The organism is Pseudomonas mucoides, from assembly GCF_015461845.1.
Lineage (GTDB): Bacteria > Pseudomonadota > Gammaproteobacteria > Pseudomonadales > Pseudomonadaceae > Aquipseudomonas > Aquipseudomonas mucoides.
Genome location: NZ_JACOPW010000001.1, coordinates 1,447,476 through 1,467,220, shown reverse-complemented (window position 1 = coordinate 1,467,220; position 19,745 = coordinate 1,447,476). Strand labels below are relative to the sequence as shown.

The window sequence follows — 19,745 nt, the reverse complement described above, 5'->3', positions numbered from 1 at the left end:
GATGAGTTATGTTTTTAATGCTGAAGAGAAAGAAAAAATTATTGATGCTGTCAGTGTATGCACCGGAATGAAGTTCGATCTGCATGATAAAGAGTATAAGGCAGTTGCGGTGGTGAGTACGAACTGTGAGCCCTTTTATCAAACATTGTCAGATATGATTGGTGAAAAGCTTTCTGGTTTTGTGGTTTTTGATGAGAGTGTCAAGAAGGTTTTCAAGAGTGCTAAGTTGTGGCTTGATGTGGCGATCGATGCGAACGGAGGGAACGGTGCTTATTCAGCGTTGATCCGTGCTTACACAGTGCGGCAAGGACAGTTGCGACTGAATAAAATGTTTAGTGAAGAATTGATGCAGGAGTCATCGAACCAGGTGGCCGTCAACTTCATGAATACTTTGCTGTACGGATCAATTGAATTCAACTTGGCACCGTGGACCGTGCCTGCAATTGACCAAATCGCTTCCATCGATGCAAGCGCCATCGGTAAAATACTGTTTCCTCAGGAAGGAGCGGAAAAAGACACCGCTGCAAGTCGCAACGCTGGATGGTCTGGCACAATTGGCTTTAGTCTGTTGGGCGGGGAATATCCCTATGAAACGTGGCGATTGATTTCGGCAGGTGATCCCGACTCGGAAATAAAAGGAAGACACGAACTGGCGAGAGTTAATAGGCTGGATGATTTTAAGAATATCTTGTTCGCCATCGATTCCTACAATGTAGCGCTTGAAGCAGTGGCCAAAAATTTTGGTTGGAATGCATTTGAGAGCCTGTTTTCAGTTGTGCCTGAGCAGATAAATATTGCGCGCAGCAGTCGAAGTTATAATCCGTTCATCCAGTCTATTATCAAAGGTACACCTATTTCATCCGCGGTGGATTTGATATTAAGGTATGGGGTGAATGCCTTCCTTGATATGTTCAAACTAACCTATGATGGTGTTTCTTCAGCGTCACTCACTACAGATGCAACATTTGCCGCAAACGCCCATGCGTTTTTCTCGTCTTTATCACCGAGCCAATCTCAAAATATTGTTGCCAGGGCAATTAGAGAATATGGCAGCGCTTCTGATTGGGGAACACTAGCGGCCCAGGAGTCGCCTGCCGGGATGGCGCTACGGAATTCCCTGAAATACTTGAGTGAAATAGTCATTGAAAGAATTGACGGTTTTTCAGGGAGGGGACTAGAACTCTACGACTCTAAAACCGGCGAAGGCTTTATCACCGAACGATGGCTGGTTGATCGCGCGGATATGTTAGGTCGCTTGATAGCCAGGACCAACGGATCATTCGGAGAAAACACGATTCAGGCCCATTCCTACTCGGATCTTCAATCAGGTAAACAAGTGTCTATGACTACCGGGGTTTCAAATCCTCTGGTGATGTTTGGTGATGATGGAAGTCGTTCGCTCAGCGGCGGCCCCAATAGCGACCATCTCTATGGTGGCTTGGGTAATGACACGATCATCGGCCTCGAAGGAAATGATTACATTGAAGGTGGTCAGGGGCGTGATTGGTTAAAAGGCGGAGATGGCAGAGACGTGCTACGCGGTATGTCTGGGGATGATGTATTAGTCGGCGGTCAAGGTAACGATATTCTGATTGGAGGCGTTGGCAGTGATCGATACGAGTTTTCGAGTGGTGATGGCGTCGATCAGATTTCCGACTTTGACGTTGATGGCCAGATACTTATAAATGGTTTACCTATTCCTGCCCTTAAGCGTAGTGGTCCTCTGAGCAATACTTGGGTTACGGAAGATGGGGCTATCGCTTTAACTGTCATCGAAGAGCTTTCTGAAAAAACGCTCCATATCAAATACGGCCGGAATGATCTGGTTTTTATTAAACACTTCACGCCTGGCATGTTGGGCATCCTTCTCCCGGATTACCAAAGCCAGGACTTTTCAGGGCCTGGTCTAACCGTCGTGGGCGACTGGAAAGCAAAAGACACCGACCCCACTGTTCCCGGTGATCAGCTCGCTCATGATGAATTGGGCAACGTTATCGTGCGTAAGGTGAAGCAGAGAAATAAGGCAGATGTGCTTCACGGATCGACGAACGACGACGTCCTAATCGGGCTTGGTGGCTCCGATCAGCTATTTGGTAAAGCCGGAAATGACCGGTTGTTTGCAGATCAGCCGTTAACAATCGAACAAGCGATGGCTGCTGGAGCTGGTCCCGGAAAGGCAAGTCGTGGCGATTGGCTTGATGGGGGGCAGGGTGAGGATCTACTCGTGGGCACTGAGTCCCGAGACGTGCTGCTCGGTGGCGACGGTCCAGATACGCTCATGGGAGGAGCTGGCGATGACAATTTATCCGGTGATGATGTGACCGGGATGCTGGAAAAAACCTGGAATTTCAAAAGGATTGATGTCCCCATTGGTGAAGGTGTCGTTAGCAAGCGTAACGTCTTTGCCCGTGCCTCTCTCAGCGCTCCTGCGGGAGGTGGCAATGACGTTCTTTTTGGTCAGGGAGGCAGTGACTTTATCAACGGCGGCTGGGGCGATGATTTACTCGATGGTGGAACTGAAAATGATGTTTTGAGTGGCGATGGGGGGAATGACACTCTTCATGGTGGCAACGATAACGACATTTTGTTGGGTGACAACCTGGATTGGGGAGGCGGTCTGCAAAGTCGGCACCACGGCAACGATTTGTTGGAGGGGGGCGATGGTAATGATTCCCTGGCCGGTAATGGTGGTAGCGATGTGTTGTACGGCGGTCTCGGTAACGATGAGCTGACCGGCGATGACTTTGTTTTGCAGGGTGTTGAGGGTAACGCAGCAAATTACTTCGGTAATGATTTTCTGGATGGTGGTGCAGGTGACGACACTCTACAAGGTGGCGGTGCTGATGATTCTCTTTATGGCGGCGCCGGCAACGATGTTTTATCCGGGGATTACTCCGATCACCCGGCTCGATACCAAGGTAATGATTTTCTAGATGGCGGTACTGGTGATGACACGCTTCGAGGCATGGGGGGCTCCGACACGCTGATAGGGGGCGAAGGGAATGACGCCTTGGATGGAGACGAGCACAGCCAGCCAGCCGGACTAACCAATAATGACTACATTCGAGGTGACGCTGGAAACGATACGCTCTGGGGAGGCTTAGGCGCCGACACGCTTCACGGTGGTGCCGATGATGACTTCTTGCTGGGTGATTATGAGCAAACACCCGAAACAGAGCACGGAGCGGACTATCTTGATGGCGGTTCAGGAAATGACACCCTAATAGGCGGTGGCGGAAACGACACTTTGTATGGTGGTGCAGGTGCAGATTACCTTCGCGGTGGTTCCGGTAATAACGTATATAAAGGAGGCCGCGGCAACGACTATTTGGATGGGGAAGACGGCGATGATACCTATCATTTTGGCATTAGTGATGGGCTCGATGTTATTGCTGATGCAGGCGGAAACAACGTCATAAAGTTCGACCCTGGATTTACTGTGGGTAATTTAAAAGCTGACATCATTGTTGTAGATGTTGGTCCGGTATTACGAATTTTTAACGGGCTGGGTGATGCTGTTCTGATTCGTGGTTACGATAAATGGCAATATTCATCGTTCAGTTTTAGTGACGGTTCTGTTTTAAGTTTTCAGGACGTTATGAAAATAGTCCATGGCCCGACAGATGTTTCGTCCTTGGCGGAAACGTTTGTGGTGCAAGGTGTAGACGACAGCGTCATTGGGGCTCCAAATAATACTCATATTAAGTCGCAATTAGGAGATAAAGAAAAAACCAATGGGGCGGAGGATGCCAATAATGCTGTGGTTGATATTCCACGAGTTGAAGCTGAAGCTAGTAAATTGTGGAGCGAAGAGTTTCTGGTGAATATGAAAAAGCGCCGCTCGGCATTCATACTAGCATCGGGTTTTGTGCTGAATTCTCAGGGTGCCTGGAGCAAAAATCATATCGTTGATGACGACTACAGCTACCACGAAAAAACTAACATAATTGTTGAACGCTTCCAGGCAGGATCATTGTCAGAGACCCCGGAGCGAATGAGTCTGGTTTCTGGGAGGGCGGTAATTAGCGAAAGAACTTCAAGTGCAACGTCCCATGCTGAGTCCAGACTCCCTGTAGTAGGCGGTATGAAATACAAGCCAAAACAAGAGCCACAGTATTACCCCTCCGGCTCAAGCCATGGTGGTTTTTCTTTAAGTGCTGGGGAAGTTATTGTCGAGCATAAAAGCGCGACTGGTTTCATTCAAGGTTGGTATGTGTATCCACCTGGAAGCTTCGAAGGTAGTGAGTTGAGTTATAAGAAATTCATTTGGGATGTGACGACTGAATCTATCACTCACCAAATTGTTCAAGGCGATGATGAGGGTGGCAGGGTAAATCTCGAAGCCGGTAATATTTTTCATGGTGGAACAGGTGACGACTTGGTGGTTACTTATGAGGCTCCCAATATTTTTTATCGAGAGTATGAGGATAGGATGTCCGGTGCGTTTTTGTCAGGCGGGGCAGGAAACGATACGCTGCTCGGATCAGAGGGCCAAGATTATTTGATCAGTGGCTCAGGGCATGATTGGCTTTACGGAGGAAATGGTCCAGATACTTATATAATAGCCGCGCATAGTGGAGCGACTACTATTGTTGCGGATATTTTAAGCCCTGTTTTTCTTCGTCCAGAAGTGGGCGTTGCCGAGTGGAAAGCTGAGTTCGGATTAGACGATACGGACACCATTAGATTTCCTGAAGGGGTAACGCTTGAGCAGTTGCAGTTAAGCTGGGGTGCTGTGTTAGTTGAGGCGGTTAATATTGAGTTGGCGCCAAACCCCAAACCCGACACCTATCGCAATCCACCCCGTGGACAGATGCTGTATTCGACACTTGATATCTCTTGGAGTAAAGATCAACAAGTTCGCATTGTATTGCCGAATGCTAGTGATCTCGGCGGTTCTGGCATTGAAGTTGTGAAGTTCGCAGATGGGTCAGACATCAGTCTGGAACGCCTTATAAGTAATGGTGAATTGGGTCCCGCGCCTGATACTTATCGCCACGGTGTTTTTATCGATAATGCGCCGGAGTTTGTCTCCCTTAGGGATGATAAAAAACTCCCCCTTGTTGGCGGTCAAGGTAATGATACTTTGAGCGGTAATGGAGATATGCGGGGCATGCAGGGGGATGACGTGATCTCGGGTGGTGCAGAGGACGATATCCTGTGGGGAGGGCCTGGTAACGACACTTTAAACGGCGGCGCGGGTAATGATATTTACAAGTATGAGGGGCTTGGAAGAGATTTAATTGTTAATGCGTCTGGCGGTATGGATGGAATCGATTTTACAGACTTTGGTGCATCCATTCATCAGTTGAAATTTCATCGCGATAATAACGATCTCGTCGTAGTGGTGAATTATGGTGTGGCTCCGAAGATACGAGTGGCCAATCATTTTTTAGGCGGTGACTCCGCGATAAGTTTTGTAAGAACTCAAGGAATGGATAGAACCACTCAGGACTACACCGCTGATCAATTGGTTGGGCTTCTACATCCTCTACCCCCGCTAAGGGATATGGACGATATATTTCTACGTGGTGAGGAGGGGGTTTTGGAGGCGACCAAGGAAATAGCTGAATTTTATGGGCTTAAAATTTAGCTACAGCCCCGAAAAAAAACAGGCAGTGATTATTAGCTAGATCGTACCAAGCGACTTGATCTTGAATTAAAGCCGCCCGCGATAGCCTCCTTTAATATGGCTATCGCGGACAACGCCAGCATTTTAGTATTCGGATAAATCCGCCAGCGGATGCCGACCTTCCCAAGCCTTCTGAAAGTGCGCATCCACCACCGCACCCGGCACATTATTGATGTCTGGCCAATGCCAATGCGGTTTCTGGTCCTTATCAATCAACCGTGCCCGCACACCCTCGCTGAATTCCGGATGACGGCAGCAGTTGAGGCTCAGGGTGTATTCCATCTGGAAAACCTGAGCCAGAGACATATGCCGGGCCCGGATGATTTGCTCCCAGACCAAGTGCGCGGTCAGCGGCGAGCCTTCGCTCAGGGTTTTTGCGGCACGGCTGAGTAACGGATCGGCGCTGTCGCGTTGCAGGCTGATGGCTTTCCAGGCGCAACTCACATCACTGACATCCAGCAGTTCATCGATGTGCTGGCGCCGTGGCAACCACTGGGCTTCGGGCATTTGTGCAACCGCTTCCTGCTGCAAGGCCTTGAGCAAACTGTTGAGTTGCATCGGCGTTTGCTCCTGCCAGTTCAGCTGCAGCAACCCTTGGATCAATTCCTCTTGCTGTTCATCCAGCAGGAAGCGGTCGGCGAGGTCCAGGTCGATGGCATCGCGTCCGTTCATATGGGCGCCGGTCAGGCCCAGAAACAGGCCGAGTTTGCCGGGCAGTCGCGAGAGGAACCAACTGGCGCCAACGTCCGGGTACAGGCCAATGCTGATCTCGGGCATCGCCAGCCGACTGCTCGGCGTGACAATCCGGATGCTCGCGCCTTGCAACAACCCCATCCCGCCTCCGAGCACATAACCATGGCCCCAGCAGATCAACGGTTTCGGGTAGGTGTGCAGTTTGAAGTCCAGGCGATATTCCGCCGCAAAGAAGTGCGCGGCCAGGGGCGGCACCTCTCCGGGATGCGCACGACAGGCTTCCACCAGGCTGCGCACTTCACCGCCCGCACAGAAGGCCTTGGCGCCGTTGCCGCGCAGTAACACGCAGACGATTTGCGGGTCCTTGGCCCAGGTGTCCATTCGATCGCTCAGGGCGTTGATCATCGGCAAGGACAGGGCGTTGAGGGACTTTTCGGCATCGAGGCTGGCGATGCCGATGCGCGCGCCGTCGGTGCCGGTGAGTTCTTCGAAGTGCAGATTCATCGTGACCTCGATCGGGAATTTGAGCGTTCAGTATGATCGCTGTTGAGGAAAGTGCCGGATGTGCGTCAGATCAATTGACAAGCGTGATGGGCTTTCCTAGGGTTCGCCCCATTGTTTTTGCCGGATGTAACCATGACTGCTGACGACCGTATCAAACTCGAACCGAGCTGGAAGGAGGCACTGCGTGCCGAATTCGACCAGCCCTATATGGCGCAGTTGCGTGAATTCCTGCAACAGGAGCGTGCGGCAGGCAAGGAGATCTATCCTCCGGGCCCGATGATCTTCAACGCACTCAACTCCACGCCGCTGGACAAGGTCAAGGTCGTCATCCTCGGTCAGGATCCCTACCACGGCCCGGGCCAGGCCCATGGTCTTTGCTTCTCGGTGCAACCGGGCGTCCCGGCACCGCCGTCGTTGGTGAACATCTATAAAGAGTTGAAGCGCGACCTGAACATCGATATTCCCAGCCATGGCTACTTGCAGAGCTGGGCCGACCAGGGCGTGCTGATGCTTAACACCACCATGACGGTCGAGCGCGCCAATGCCAATGCGCACAAGGATAAGGGCTGGCAGTTTTTCACCGACCGGATCATCGAGGTTGTCAGCGAGCAGCAGCCGCATCTGGTGTTCATGCTGTGGGGCGCGCATGCCCAGAGCAAGCAGAAGCTGATCGACGCGACCAAGCACCTGGTGCTGACGTCGGTGCATCCGTCGCCGTTGTCCGCGTATCGCGGATTCCTGGGCTGTGGGCACTTCAGCCGGACCAACAAGTTTCTTGAGCAGAATGGCGAGACGCCGATTGAGTGGCGGTTGCCGCCACTCTAAAAGCATCGCGAGCAAGCTCGCTCCCACAGGGTTTTTGTGAACGCTGAAGATCCAGTGTGGGAGCGAGCTTGCTCGCGATGGCGGCACCTCGGTCTCAAGAGGACTCGGGCATCCGGTTCCAATACTTGAACAACGGCTCCGCCAGAAACAGCACAAACAACAACCGCATCACCTGCATCGCCGTCACCAGCGGCACCGACAATTGCAGCGTCTCTGCCGTCAGGCTCATCTCCGCAATCCCGCCGGGCATCATGCCCAAAGTCAGCGAACGCAGATCCAGATGGGTCAACGCACTCAACCCCAGCGCCGCCGCCGTGGCGATCAACATGGTCAACACCGTGCCTATCAAGGTACGTCCCATGAACGAAGGCGCCCGCCGGAAAAACTGTCGGTTGAAGTGACAGCCCAGGCCGCTGCCGATCAGCCATTGGCCAATCTGACTGCCGCCGTGGGGCAAACCGATGTGCAAATCCCAACCGATGCTCACCGCTGCACTCACCAGCAACGGCCCGAACAGCCACGGATTGGGTTGACGAAGACGCTCCCAGAGCCACGCCGCCAAGGCGCCTGCCGGGAACAAAAGGGCCAGCCACCACCCATTGACGGCTGTCGGATGAGCAACCGGCGCACCGTCCCCCAACAGATACTTGAACGCCGCCGGCACACACAGCACCACCACCAGCACGCGCAGACTTTGTCCGGCCGCGACACGGCTGAGTACTGCGCCATTGCGCGCGCCGAGGTTGACCATTTCCCCGGAACCGCCGGGCATGCTGGAAAAGAAGGCAGTGGCGCGATCCTCGCCGGTACGGCGCATCAACCAGACGCCGACCACGGCCGACAGGCTGGTGACCAGCGCACCGAAGAAGATCAAACCGAAATGACTCAGCACCTGCTCCATCACCACCGGGGTGAAGTGCAAACCGATGCCGATTCCTACAATCCACTGGCCGCACTTGCGGCCGCCAGGGATTTCCGCCAATTGCCACGGCGTCAGGCAGCGCACGAGGATGATCGCCAGCAACGAGCCGACCATCCACGGCAGCGGCCAGCCGACCTGACTGGCAAGGAAACCGCCCAGCGCGCCGACCAGCGGCGTACCCCACCAGGCGTTGAACGGTGTTCGATCAGACATCGGCGATCGTGCGTTGGGCAGCCGAACGTTTACGCCAGATACGCACGATCGGCATCAACAGCATGATCGCGGTCAGTACCCAGACACCGAACGTGATCGGGCTCGACCAGAGGATTTCCAGCGCACCGTTGGAGATCGACAGCGCCCGACGCAGGTTCTGCTCCATCAATCCGCCAAGGATGAAACCCAGCAGGACGGGCGACAACGGGAAGTCCAGCTTGCGCAGGAGGTAGCCGAAGATGCCGATGCCGATCATCAGGAACAGGTCGAACGTGGTGGCGTGTACCGCGTAGACGCCGATCCCGGTGATGATCGCGATCACCGGCACCAGTGCCCAGTTCGGCACGGCGAGGATGCGGGTGAAGATGCGGATCATCGGGATGTTGAGGATCACCAGCATGATGTTGGCGACGAACAACGAAGCGATCAGGCCCCAGACGATGTCGGGTTGCTGTTGGAACAGCAGGGGCCCCGGTGTGATGTTGTACAGCGACAGGGCGCCGATCATCACCGCCGTGGTGCCCGAACCCGGAACACCGAGGGTCAGCATCGGCACCAGTGCGCCGCATGCTGCGCCACCGATGGCGGTTTCCGGTGCCGCCAGGCCACGCATGTCGCCCTGGCCGAAGGTGCCTTTGGCGCCGGCAATACGTTTTTCGGTCATGTAGGCCACGGCGCTGGCGAGGGTCGCACCGGCACCCGGCAACACGCCCATGATGAAGCCCAGCACACCGCAACGAATGTTCACCACGAACACCGCCGAGGCTTCCTTGAAGTTGAACATCATGCGGCCGGTGGCTTTCACCGCTTCCTGACCGTGGTGGGTTTTTTCCAGCAGCAGGAGAATTTCACTGATGGAGAACAGCCCCAGCACCAGCACGACAAATTGAATACCGTCGGTCAGGTGGATGTTGTCCCCGGTGAAGCGGTACACACCGCTGTTGGCATCGATGCCGACGGTCGACAAAAACAGGCCGATCAACGCGGCAATAAACGTCTTCAACGGTCGGTCACCGGCCATGCCGCCAAGGCAGACAATGGCGAATACCATCAGCACGAAATACTCCGCCGGGCCAAAGGCAATCGCCCATTTCGCCAGTAGCGGGGCGAACAGCACCATGCCACAGGTGGCAATGAACGCACCGATGAACGAACTCCATGCCGACAACGACAGCGCGACACCGGCCAGGCCTTTACGGGCCATCGGGTAACCGTCGAGGGTGGTCATGACGGTGGACGCTTCACCGGGAATGTTCAGCAGGATCGAGCTGATTCGCCCGCCGTATTCGCACCCCAGGTACACCGCCGCCAGCAGGATCAATGCCGATTCCGGCGGCAGGCCCAGGGCAAACGCGATCGGAATCAACAGCGCCACGCCGTTGATCGGGCCCAGACCCGGCAACAGGCCGACCACGGTGCCAATCAGGGTGCCGCACAAAGCGGTCACCAGGTTGTACGGGCTCAGCGCGACGCCGAACCCCTGACCCAAATAGCCAAGCGTATCCATATCAGTTCTCCAGAACGTCGAGCACGCCCAAGGGCAGCGGGACATCCATCAACTTGTCGAACAGCAGGTAAAGGCCGACGGCCATTAGCGTGATGATCACAATGCTGGGCACCCAGCGACCGCCGTACAGGCGCGCCATCGGAATGCCGATCAGGATGCTGGCGACGATGAAACCAAGGGGTTCGAAGGTGCCGGCAAACACCAGCAACAGCGCCACGCAAATGCCGATTTTGTTCAGGGTCTCGCGGTCCATCGGGGGTTCGTCAGCGTCGTGCTTGATCGGTGCGGGACGAAATACCATGTACAGCAGCGCAAGGCCCATCAGCCCGAGCATCAGCAGCGGAAAGGCTCGCGGCCCCACTGGTTCGTAGGAAAAAGCCGCTTGATACGGCCACGCCATCAGCGCCAGGCCAACACAGGCCAGCAACAGCACCGAAGCAAAAATGCGTTGTAAGAGCATGGGAAACTCCTGTGCCGCAGCCCCGCGAAACGGGGCCGCGGCCGCTAGACAGAGGCGATCACTGGATCAGGCCGAACTCTTTGGCCAGCACTTTGTAGTCCGCAACCTGCTTCTTCACGTAGGTGTCCAGCTCCGGGCCGGTCATGGCGAACGGGAACAGTTCACGCTGATCGCGCAGCTTGGCGAAGTCTTCGGACGCCAGCAGCTTGTCGAAAGCGTCTTTCCACCAGGCGTAGTCTTCGTCGCTGACCTTTGGCCCGAGGTAGAAGCCGCGAACCACCGGCCAGACGATGTCGTAGCCTTGCTCTTTGGCGGTCGGGATGTCTTTCATTTCCGGCTCGTCCAGGCGCTTCTCGGCGAACACGGCCAGCAAGCGCATGTCGCCGCTCAGGATGTGTGGCATGGAGTCGGAGATGTCGGTGCTGCCGACCTGAATGTGGCCGCCGAGCAGGGCGGTGGCGATTTCACCGCCGCCTTCGAGGGCGACGTAACGCAGGTCACGCGGGTTGATCCCGGCGGCCTTGGCGATCAATGCGGTTTGCATCCAGTCCTGGCTGCCGACGGTGCCGCCGGAACCGATCACCACTTTGCTCGGGTCTTCTTTCAGTGCCTTGACCAGATCGTCGAGGGTTTTATAAGGCGAGTCGCTTTTCACCGCGATGGCGCCATAACTGGTACCGACGGCAGCCAGCCAACGCACGTTGGTTTCATCGAAACGCCCGAACTTGCCTTGGGCCAGGTTCAGCAAAGAGCCGCTGGACCACGCCACCAGCGTGCCGGCATCGGCGGGGCGCTGAGCGACCACCGCGTTGTAGGCCACAGCGCCGACACCGCCGGGCATGTAGGTCACGCGCATCGGTTTGGTCAGCAGTTTTTCGTTGACCAGCGCGCTCTGCGCCAGTTTGCAGGTGAGGTCGAAACCGCCGCCCGGTGAGGCCGGGGCGATGCATTCCGGACGTTTGGGTTCGGCCATCAATTGACCGGCGAACAGCATGCAGCTGGCGGCGAGGGCGAAACGGCGCAGTGATCGATTCATTATTGTCTCCACGGGAGTTTTTGTTTTTGGGGATGTTTCAGGTGCGGCGGTTTCGCGTCGTGCAGCCGACAACGGCGCTGGCAAGCATCAACGACGGGATTCTGAAGAAAAGGTGGGGCGGGCAAGCCTGAAGCTGTGTGGACAGCATGGTGCAGTACCTCGTTTTATTGTTCTTATTGGCGAAAACGCGTCATGGCGTTTTTCGGGAGCTACATTTCAAAGCACGACTGGAAGGCCGGCAGTCGAAACCCTCCGTGGTGCGACTCTAACGGCCCAACCTTTCACTAACCTTTCAGCAGGCTTTCACGGCTTTCGGGCTTCACAGCAGCGGATGCGGCTGTAAACTCCGCGCCAAAGAATGGCGTCGACCATCCCCTGAATGAGGTAAAGATCCATGCGCGTTCTGCTCGTCGAAGACCATTTGCAGTTGGCCGAAAGTGTCGCCCAGGCGCTCAAGAGCACCGGGCTGACCGTGGATGTGCTGCACGATGGCGTCGCCGCAGACCTGGCCTTGAGCAGCGAGGAATACGCCATGGCCATTCTCGACGTCGGCCTGCCGCGCATGGACGGTTTTGAAGTGCTCGCGCGCTTGCGCTCTCGGGGGAAGAACCTGCCGGTGCTGATGCTGACCGCGCGCAGCGACGTCAAGGATCGGGTGCATGGCCTGAACCTTGGCGCTGACGATTACCTCGCCAAACCCTTTGAACTGACCGAACTCGAAGCCCGGGTCAAAGCCTTGTTGCGCCGCAGTGTGCTGGGCGGTGAGCGTCAACAGCGCTGTGGCGTGCTGGCCTATGATCTGGACACCCGGCGCTTCACCCTCGGTGAAGAATTGCTGACCCTGACTTCGCGCGAACAGGCGGTTCTCGAGGCGTTGATCGCCCGGCCCGGTCGGGTGATGAGCAAAGAGCAACTGGCCTCCCAGGTGTTCGGCCTGGACGAAGAAGCCAGCCCTGACGCCATCGAAATCTACGTGCATCGCTTGCGCAAAAAACTCGACGGCCAACCGGTCGCGATCGTGACGTTCCGTGGCCTTGGCTACTTGCTGGAAAGCCGCGATGCATAAGCCCAGCAGCCTGCGCTGGCGGTTGCTGTGGAACCTCGCGCTGTTGCTGGTGGTGTTAATGCTGGCCAGCGGTTTGAGCGCGTACTGGAATGGTCGCGAAGCGGCCGACACGGCGTATGACCGCACCTTGCTGGCGTCGGCGCGAACCATTGCGGCGGGTGTCACCCAGCGTGACGGCACGCTCAGTGCTGACGTGCCTTACGTGGCGCTGGATACGTTTGCCTACGACAGTGAGGGGCGAATTTTTTACCTGGTCAATGACATCCACCAAAACTTGATTTCCGGTTACGAAAACCTTCCTGCGCCACCGCCCGGAACGCCGCGCACCGATGACTACCCGGCGCTGGCACGGTTTTACAACGCCACCTATCGCGGGCAGAACGTGCGGGTGGTCAGCCTGCTCAAGCCGGTCAGTGAGCCGAACATGAATGGCATGGCGGAAATTCGCGTGGCCGAAACCGATGAAGCACGGGTCAGCATGGCGCGCAGTCTGGCGGCGGATACGCTACTGCGGCTGGGCATGCTGGCGATTGGCGCGCTGTTGCTGGTGTGGTTCGCGGTGAGTGCGGCGTTGCGTCCGCTGGAGCGCTTGCGCACGGCGGTGGAAGAACGCCAGTCGGATGATCTGCGGCCATTGCCGTTGGTGGAAGTGCAGCACGAATTGTGGCCGCTGGTACGCGCGCTCAATCACTTTACCGAGCGGTTGCGCGGACAGTTCGAGCGCCAGGCGCAGTTCATCGCCGATGCTGCCCATGAACTGCGTACGCCGCTGGCAGCGCTCAAGGCGCGGCTGGAACTTGGCCTGCGGGCGAGTGAACCGGAAACCTGGCGCAGTACCCTGGAAACGGCGGCCCAGGGCACGGACAGATTGACGCATCTGGCCAATCAATTGCTGTCGTTGGCACGTGTCGAAAACGGTGCACGGGCCATTGCCGAGGGCGGCGCGCAGTTGCTGGATTTGAGTCAGTTAGCCCGGGAGTTGGGCATGGCCATGGCGCCGTTGGCCCATGCGCGCGGCGTGGCCCTGGCACTCGAAGCGGACGAGCCGGTGTGGCTGCGCGGTGAGCCGACGTTGCTGAACGAATTGCTGAGTAACCTGGTGGATAACGCATTGGCTCATACGCCGTCGGGCGGCAATGTGATTCTGCGGGTCACGGCACCGGCGGTGCTGGAGGTCGAGGATGACGGGCCGGGGATTCCGGTGGATGAGCGGGATCGGGTGTTTGAGCGCTTTTATCGGCGTAATCAACAGGTCGCCGGGTCTGGGTTGGGGCTTGCGATTGTGGGGGAGATCTGCCGCGCGCATCTGGCGCAGATCAGTCTGCATGATGGCGAGACGAAGGGGTTGAAGGTTCGAGTGAGTTTTATTGCCGGGGAGTGAGGGTGCTTGGTATGGCCTCATCGCGAGCAGGCTCACTTCTACAGGGGATTTTCAGTTCAGCGCAGATCCAGCGTAGGAGTGAGCCTGCTCGCGATGGGGGGCGACGCGGTCTCGACTAGTAAAACATCGACCGCGATTCTTCCAGATCCTTGATCACCGCGTCGTTTTCCAGATCAATCCCAAGCTTCTTGAATGAAGGCACGCTGGTCAGGTCGAAACGGGCCAACGGGTGGTCGCTGTCCTTGTGGCAATACAGGCTGGCCACTTGCACCAGATCCACATAATCAATCCGCTCGGATTCACGCTTGAAGTCCAGGTATTGTCCCGGAACCATCACCAGTTTCTCCGGAAACTCCCAAACCCTGAGCAGTTTGTCGCCGATCAGGGGGTGAATGTGGTCGATCACATGGTTGAGGCTGACCGGGTCGGACAGCAGCTCATAGTGATCTTCGGCGTAGGTCAGAATCGGCAACACGCCAATCTGATGCACCAGACCGCCGAGGGCGGCCTGGTCGGGCTTGAGTTGCGTGTAGCTGCGGCACAGCGCATAGCTGACCCCGGCGATCTCCAGGCTTTTGCGCCAGACATCGTGCATCTTCTGCTGCACCACCTCGGAGCGGGCGTGGAAAATCTGTTCCATCACCAGACCGATCGCCAGATTGCTGCTGTAGTTGACGCCCAGTCGCGTGATCGCCGTGTGCAGGTCGTTAACTTCTTGAGTCGCGCGCAGCAGTGGGCTGTTGACCACTTTGATCAGGCGCGCCGACAACGCCGTATCACGGCCGATCACTTTGCTCAGGGTGCTGACACTGATTTCCGGGTCTTCGGCGGCCTTGCGAATCTGCATGGCCACTTCCGGTAACGTTGGCAGAACCAGGTCATCGTTATCGATGGCCTCAACCAAATCCTGTTGGACCTTTTCCGCCAGATCGCTCATTTCGTTTCTCTAGGTGTTGCCACAAATGCTGCGGTTAACGCTGGATCTCGCGATCGCGGTCCAGTGAGTAAGGCAGGTCGAGCAAGTTCAGGGCGGGTCCTTCCAGGGTGCCGAGATGAATGTCGCCACCCTCGGCAGCTTCGGCTTGCAGCACGGCAAGGAGTTCAATGTTTTGTTCCGCGTTGGCCGCCAGCACCACTTCGCCGATGGAACTGCCATGGCTCGGGGAAAACAGCGGCGTGCCGGGGGCGGGCAATTCGCTGGCGTCCAGGGTCAGACGGTACAAGCGGCGCTTGAGTTTGCCCAGGTACTGCATGCGCGCGACGATTTCCTGACCGGTGTAGCAGCCTTTCTTGAAGCTCACACCACCGACGGCTTGCAGGTTGAGCATCTGCGGAATGAATAATTCTCGTGTTTGCGGCATGACCTGACCGATCCCTGCGCGGATCTGGCCCAGCAGCCATTGATTCAAAGTGCCTTCGGCCAGCAGGGCGGACAGCTTGCCCTTGATGGCGACGGCCTGATCGGCGGCGACCCACAGTTCCGCGCGATCCGGCGAGACGCGGATGGCGATCAGGCCTTCGAGACGCACGACACTGTCGGTGTCTGCCGGCAACGCCAGGCCAAGGCTGCTCAGCGCGGCATCGCCATGATCAAGGCCGAAGCGGACCCAGGCGGCGCTTTCGTCGGTCAATTTGGATTTGGAGAACACGGCGTACTTCTTCAGGTCCGCCAGTTGCGGTTCCAGCAGTTCGGTGGCCATGGCCATCACTACGCCGTCACCTTCCAGCAGGATGCGGAAACTCGACTGCATCCGGCCTTTTTGCGTACAGCGCGCGCCCAGGCTGGCTTGGGTTTCACTGAGGTAATTGAGGTTGCAGGTCAATTGGCCTTGCAGGAATTTGCCGGCATCCGCGCCGCGGACCGCGAGAACGCCTTCGTGAGACAGGGTGCAGAAAAAAGCAGAATCGGCCATGGGTCATCGCAGGGTAAAGAGTCTGGGGGACATCATAAGGGGGCGCCCGTGAAATGGGTAGTTCACAAAAGGTCGGCAGTGCCCGACCAAAGCCGACTGTTCGACGAGGCGCGGGGCTGTATACTTGCCGCCTATTTGAGGAGCGCTCCATGGTCGAAGATGTTGAACTGAATCGCCTCTACTGGCACAGCCGCCGCGGCATGCTTGAGCTGGACGTATTGCTGGTGCCGTTTGTCAAAGAAGTCTACCCGCACCTCAACGATGTCGACCGCGATTGCTACCGCAAGCTGCTCGAGTGCGAAGATCAGGACATGTTCGGCTGGTTCATGGAACGCGCCGAATCGGAAGATCCGGAGCTTCAGCGCATGGTTCGCATGATCCTGGACCGTGTCCAGCCCAAGTAATGCGTTCGAATGCCGCTGGCATGCCTCACGGCAGTTGCTGGCGGCGTATCTTCTGGCCCAGCTGTTCGCGCTGGGCTCGTTGTTTCTTTTGTCTATACCGGTCTGGGCCAGTGTGCTCGGCGCTTTCTGCTGTCTGGCGCATGGCGTTTGGGTATTACCCCGTCAGATTCTGCTGACACATCCGCAGGCATATCGCGGCTTGCGTCGCGATGCCGAAGGCTGGCAGTTGTGGAATCAGGCGCGGGGTTGGCAGCCGGTGCAGTTGCGACCGGACAGCCTGGCGCTGCCGTTGATCGTGGTGCTGCGGTTTCGCCTGCGCGGCGAACAACGTATCCGGTCGATCTGCGTACCCCGCGACTCGCAGGCGGCGGATGTGCACCGACGTCTGCGGGTTCGATTGACGTTCAGTCGACGTAGGTGGGCGGCACCAGAATAGTGTCCAAGGCAACCGGTAGCATATTCGGATAGTCGAGGGTGTAATGCAGGCCCCGGCTTTCCTTGCGTTCCATGGCGGACTGGATCATCAGTTCTGCCACCTGGGCCAGGTTGCGCAATTCGATCAAATCGCGGCTGACCTTATAGTTGCTGTAGAACTCGTCGATCTCGTCCAGCAGCAGCCGCACGCGGTGTTGCGCTCGTTGCAGGCGTTTGTTGGTGCGCACGATGCCGACGTAGTCCCACATGAATCGGCGCAGTTCATCCCAGTTGTGCGCAATGATCACGTCTTCGTCGGAATCGGTGACCTGGCTCGCATCCCAGATAGGCAGGGCGGCGGGGATCGATACGTGCGGCAACTGTTCAAGAATGTCCGCCGCCGCCGAACGGGCGTAAACGAAACACTCCAGCAGCGAGTTACTGGCCATGCGGTTGGCGCCGTGCAGACCGGTGAAACTGGTTTCGCCAATGGCATACAGCCCCGGCACGTCGGTGCGGCCGTTCTGATCGACCATCACGCCGCCGCAGGTGTAGTGCGCCGCCGGAACCACCGGGATCGGCTGCTTGGTGATGTCGATGGAAAACTCGAGGCAGCGTTCGTACACCGTCGGAAAGTGCGTCTTGATGAACGCTTCGGGTTTGTGGCTGATGTCCAGATAGACGCAGTCGATACCCAGGCGCTTCATTTCATGGTCGATGGCCCGGGCAACGATGTCCCGTGGCGCCAATTCTGCGCGCGGGTCGAAGCGCTGCATGAAACGCTCGCCGTTAGGCAGTTTGAGGTGCGCACCTTCGCCACGCAGGGCTTCGGTGATCAGGAAGCTTTTTGCCTGCGGGTGGTAAAGGCAAGTGGGGTGAAACTGGTTGAACTCCAGGTTCGCCACCCGGCAACCGGAACGCCAGGCCATGGCGATGCCATCTCCGCAGGCGCCGTCGGGGTTGCTGGTATAGAGGTAGACTTTGGCTGCGCCACCGGACGCGAGGATGACGAAACGTGCGCCGTAGGTGTCGACTTCGCCGGTCCCGCGGTTGAGTACGTAGGCGCCGAGGCAGCGGTCGCCTTCCAGTCCGAGGCGTTTTTCGGTGATCAGGTCCACCGCGACGCGCTGTTCCAGCAATTCGATGTTCGGCCGTTGTCTGGCCTGGGCCAGCAACGTTTTGAATATCGCAGCGCCGGTGGCATCGGCGGCATGAATGATGCGCCGATGGCTATGGCCGCCTTCGCGGGTCAGGTGAAACTCGAACCCGCCGTCTTCGGTTCCGGATTGTTCATCGCGGGTAAACGGCACGCCTTGGTCGATCAGCCATTGAATCGCTTCTTTACTGTGCTCGACGGTAAAGCGCACGGCGTCTTCATGGCACAGGCCACCGCCGGCATTGAGGGTGTCGTCGACATGGGACTCAACGGTGTCGGAGTCATCCAGTACGGCAGCGACGCCACCCTGGGCCCAGAATGTCGAGCCGTTGGCGAGGTCGCCTTTGCTCAGCACCGCGATGCGCAAGTGACCGGGCAGGGTCAGCGCAAGACTCAAACCGGCAGCGCCGCTGCCAATCACCAGAACATCGTGTTGAAACTGTTGGCTCATTTCAGGATTCCGCTCAAAGCGACCCGGGTCGGGGTTGGCGCAAGACTGCTGGAACGGCGAGTCAAGTCGGCCACACAGCCCACTAGTATATAGAGGGGGGGAGCGGCACAATACCCGAGCGCATATGGCATTGTGAAACTACTGTGACGGGAAATACTCGACGCTTCGTCGGATGGTTTTTTGACCGGTTCGACGACAAGGCGACTGTATCGTGGATTTAACAGTATTTTTCTACTCACGGTCTCACAATGTCGGTGCCGTCCGGTTTTAAATAATGGAACTTTTGCCAAAGGCCAAAGATCAATAGACGGTTGCCTGATTCAAGGGACAGTGTCGGCTTCAGGGCAGGATCTGCAGTTTGATCCTTGCTGGCGAATCCGACGACAAGATTATTCGCGCAGCCGGTAACCCGCGCTGCGCTTTTCGTGCGTGCCAAATCAGAGCCCGCAGGAAACTTGCTTGGAGGGGGAGAACTTTTGCGGAAAGCCCGAGTCTATGTTTGCAAGTCTGGTCGTTTAGTTATGCAAGCTTCCTCCGAGCTTATCGAGGAGTGTTCATGCTAACCCAGGAAGAGGATCAGCAGCTGGTCGAGCGCGTTCAACGTGGCGACAAGCGAGCTTTCGATCTGCTAGTGCTGAAATACCAGCACAAAATTCTCGGGTTGATCGTGCGTTTCGTGCACGACACCCATGAAGCCCAGGATGTGGCGCAGGAAGCCTTTATCAAGGCATACCGAGCCCTAGGGAATTTTCGCGGAGACAGCGCGTTTTATACGTGGCTTTACCGCATCGCCATTAACACGGCGAAAAACTATCTGGTTTCGCGCGGCCGTCGGCCGCCGGATAGCGATGTCAGTTCCGAGGATGCAGAGTTCTACGATGGCGATCATGGCCTCAAGGATCTCGAGTCGCCAGAACGAGCGTTGCTGCGGGATGAGATCGAAGGCACCGTCCATCGGACCATCCAGCAACTGCCAGAAGATTTACGTACGGCTTTAACTTTACGTGAATTCGATGGTCTGAGTTACGAGGACATTGCAGCCGTCATGCAATGTCCGGTGGGTACCGTGCGCTCCCGGATTTTCCGCGCTCGGGAGGCCATCGATAAAGCCCTGCAGCCGTTGTTGCAGGAAAACTGAGACAGCGGCGACAGCCAAGAGAGGAACGCC

General features: G+C 56.9%; 15 protein-coding genes. 7 read left to right on the top strand and 8 right to left on the bottom strand.

Annotated features, from left to right (window positions below; genetic code table 11):
* Position 1: 1 nt before the first annotated feature.
* Positions 2-5,593 carry a calcium-binding protein gene (locus H8F22_RS32950; protein ID WP_194939874.1) on the top strand — a complete coding sequence of 1,864 codons (5,592 nt, stop codon included), beginning with the start codon at positions 2-4 and terminating at the stop codon, positions 5,591-5,593.
* A gap of 123 nt (positions 5,594-5,716) precedes the next feature.
* Here the strand turns inward: H8F22_RS32950 and H8F22_RS06905 are convergent, their stop codons facing one another.
* On the bottom strand, positions 5,717-6,829 hold the full coding sequence (locus H8F22_RS06905) for an enoyl-CoA hydratase/isomerase family protein (protein ID WP_027925549.1): 1,113 nt from the start codon (positions 6,827-6,829) through the stop codon (positions 5,717-5,719).
* A gap of 132 nt (positions 6,830-6,961) precedes the next feature.
* Here H8F22_RS06905 and ung point away from each other — a divergent pair, with 132 nt between their 5' ends.
* Positions 6,962-7,654 (top strand): uracil-DNA glycosylase, encoded by a 693-nt coding sequence (ung, locus tag H8F22_RS06900; protein WP_027925548.1) that lies wholly within the window; start codon positions 6,962-6,964, stop codon positions 7,652-7,654.
* A gap of 94 nt (positions 7,655-7,748) precedes the next feature.
* On the opposite strand, the gene H8F22_RS06895 is transcribed toward ung, so the two are convergent.
* Genes H8F22_RS06895 through H8F22_RS06880 form a run of 4 tightly spaced genes read right to left on the bottom strand, consistent with a single transcriptional unit; the run spans position 7,749 to position 11,792 of the window.
* Entirely contained in the window at positions 7,749-8,789 is a 1,041-nt protein-coding gene (locus tag H8F22_RS06895; protein ID WP_027925547.1) for an AbrB family transcriptional regulator, read from the bottom strand.
* Positions 8,782-10,296 (bottom strand): tripartite tricarboxylate transporter permease, encoded by a 1,515-nt coding sequence (locus tag H8F22_RS06890; RefSeq protein WP_027925546.1) that lies wholly within the window; start codon positions 10,294-10,296, stop codon positions 8,782-8,784. Before H8F22_RS06890 ends, H8F22_RS06895 begins: the two co-directional genes overlap by 8 nt.
* A 1-nt stretch (position 10,297) precedes the next feature.
* A complete protein-coding gene (locus H8F22_RS06885; RefSeq protein WP_027925545.1) occupies positions 10,298-10,756 on the bottom strand; it encodes a tripartite tricarboxylate transporter TctB family protein in 459 nt (152 codons plus the stop codon).
* 58 nt (positions 10,757-10,814) lie between these two features.
* Positions 10,815-11,792 carry a Bug family tripartite tricarboxylate transporter substrate binding protein gene (locus H8F22_RS06880; RefSeq protein WP_027925544.1) on the bottom strand — a complete coding sequence of 326 codons (978 nt, stop codon included), beginning with the start codon at positions 11,790-11,792 and terminating at the stop codon, positions 10,815-10,817.
* A 394-nt stretch (positions 11,793-12,186) separates the two neighbouring features.
* Here H8F22_RS06880 and H8F22_RS06875 point away from each other — a divergent pair, with 394 nt between their 5' ends.
* Both H8F22_RS06875 and H8F22_RS06870 read left to right on the top strand, forming a co-directional pair.
* The gene (locus H8F22_RS06875) at positions 12,187-12,858 is read left to right on the top strand and encodes a response regulator (RefSeq protein ID WP_007944085.1); all 672 of its coding nucleotides are present in this window, start codon (positions 12,187-12,189) and stop codon (positions 12,856-12,858) included.
* Positions 12,851-14,239: a sensor histidine kinase gene (locus H8F22_RS06870; RefSeq protein ID WP_027925543.1), complete on the top strand. Its 1,389-nt coding sequence runs from the start codon at positions 12,851-12,853 to the stop codon at positions 14,237-14,239. Before H8F22_RS06875 ends, H8F22_RS06870 begins: the two co-directional genes overlap by 8 nt.
* A gap of 115 nt (positions 14,240-14,354) precedes the next feature.
* Here H8F22_RS06870 and H8F22_RS06865 read toward each other — a convergent pair whose 3' ends face one another.
* Both H8F22_RS06865 and ygfZ read right to left on the bottom strand, forming a co-directional pair.
* On the bottom strand, positions 14,355-15,176 hold the full coding sequence (locus tag H8F22_RS06865) for an HDOD domain-containing protein (protein ID WP_027925542.1): 822 nt from the start codon (positions 15,174-15,176) through the stop codon (positions 14,355-14,357).
* 34 nt (positions 15,177-15,210) lie between these two features.
* Positions 15,211-16,152 (bottom strand): CAF17-like 4Fe-4S cluster assembly/insertion protein YgfZ, encoded by a 942-nt coding sequence (gene ygfZ / locus H8F22_RS06860; protein WP_027925541.1) that lies wholly within the window; start codon positions 16,150-16,152, stop codon positions 15,211-15,213.
* Between the two features lie 149 nt (positions 16,153-16,301).
* On the opposite strand from ygfZ, the gene H8F22_RS06855 reads away from it, so the two are divergent.
* Both H8F22_RS06855 and H8F22_RS06850 read left to right on the top strand, forming a co-directional pair.
* Complete coding sequence (locus H8F22_RS06855) at positions 16,302-16,556, top strand: FAD assembly factor SdhE (protein ID WP_007944081.1); 255 nt, start codon at positions 16,302-16,304, stop codon at positions 16,554-16,556.
* Entirely contained in the window at positions 16,540-16,992 is a 453-nt protein-coding gene (locus H8F22_RS06850) for a protein YgfX (RefSeq protein ID WP_059181470.1), read from the top strand. Before H8F22_RS06855 ends, H8F22_RS06850 begins: the two co-directional genes overlap by 17 nt.
* Here the strand turns inward: H8F22_RS06850 and nadB are convergent.
* Positions 16,961-18,577, bottom strand: a complete 1,617-nt coding sequence (nadB, locus tag H8F22_RS06845; RefSeq protein ID WP_059181469.1) for an L-aspartate oxidase — start codon at positions 18,575-18,577, stop codon at positions 16,961-16,963. The two genes, H8F22_RS06850 and nadB, sit on opposite strands and share 32 nt — an antisense overlap.
* A 556-nt stretch (positions 18,578-19,133) precedes the next feature.
* Between nadB and rpoE the strand changes: the two genes are divergently transcribed.
* Positions 19,134-19,715 (top strand): RNA polymerase sigma factor RpoE, encoded by a 582-nt coding sequence (gene rpoE, locus H8F22_RS06840; protein ID WP_007944079.1) that lies wholly within the window; start codon positions 19,134-19,136, stop codon positions 19,713-19,715.
* Positions 19,716-19,745: the final 30 nt, after the last annotated feature.

Coding starts and splice junctions, on each gene's coding strand:
- H8F22_RS32950 (WP_194939874.1), top strand. CDS start 2: ATGAGTTATGTTTTTAATGCTGAAGAGAAAGAAAAAATTATTGATGCT.
- H8F22_RS06905 (WP_027925549.1), bottom strand. CDS start 6,829: ATGAATCTGCACTTCGAAGAACTCACCGGCACCGACGGCGCGCGCATC.
- ung (WP_027925548.1), top strand. CDS start 6,962: ATGACTGCTGACGACCGTATCAAACTCGAACCGAGCTGGAAGGAGGCA.
- H8F22_RS06895 (WP_027925547.1), bottom strand. CDS start 8,789: ATGTCTGATCGAACACCGTTCAACGCCTGGTGGGGTACGCCGCTGGTC.
- H8F22_RS06890 (WP_027925546.1), bottom strand. CDS start 10,296: ATGGATACGCTTGGCTATTTGGGTCAGGGGTTCGGCGTCGCGCTGAGC.
- H8F22_RS06885 (WP_027925545.1), bottom strand. CDS start 10,756: ATGCTCTTACAACGCATTTTTGCTTCGGTGCTGTTGCTGGCCTGTGTT.
- H8F22_RS06880 (WP_027925544.1), bottom strand. CDS start 11,792: ATGAATCGATCACTGCGCCGTTTCGCCCTCGCCGCCAGCTGCATGCTG.
- H8F22_RS06875 (WP_007944085.1), top strand. CDS start 12,187: ATGCGCGTTCTGCTCGTCGAAGACCATTTGCAGTTGGCCGAAAGTGTC.
- H8F22_RS06870 (WP_027925543.1), top strand. CDS start 12,851: ATGCATAAGCCCAGCAGCCTGCGCTGGCGGTTGCTGTGGAACCTCGCG.
- H8F22_RS06865 (WP_027925542.1), bottom strand. CDS start 15,176: ATGAGCGATCTGGCGGAAAAGGTCCAACAGGATTTGGTTGAGGCCATC.
- ygfZ (WP_027925541.1), bottom strand. CDS start 16,152: ATGGCCGATTCTGCTTTTTTCTGCACCCTGTCTCACGAAGGCGTTCTC.
- H8F22_RS06855 (WP_007944081.1), top strand. CDS start 16,302: ATGGTCGAAGATGTTGAACTGAATCGCCTCTACTGGCACAGCCGCCGC.
- nadB (WP_059181469.1), bottom strand. CDS start 18,577: ATGAGCCAACAGTTTCAACACGATGTTCTGGTGATTGGCAGCGGCGCT.
- rpoE (WP_007944079.1), top strand. CDS start 19,134: ATGCTAACCCAGGAAGAGGATCAGCAGCTGGTCGAGCGCGTTCAACGT.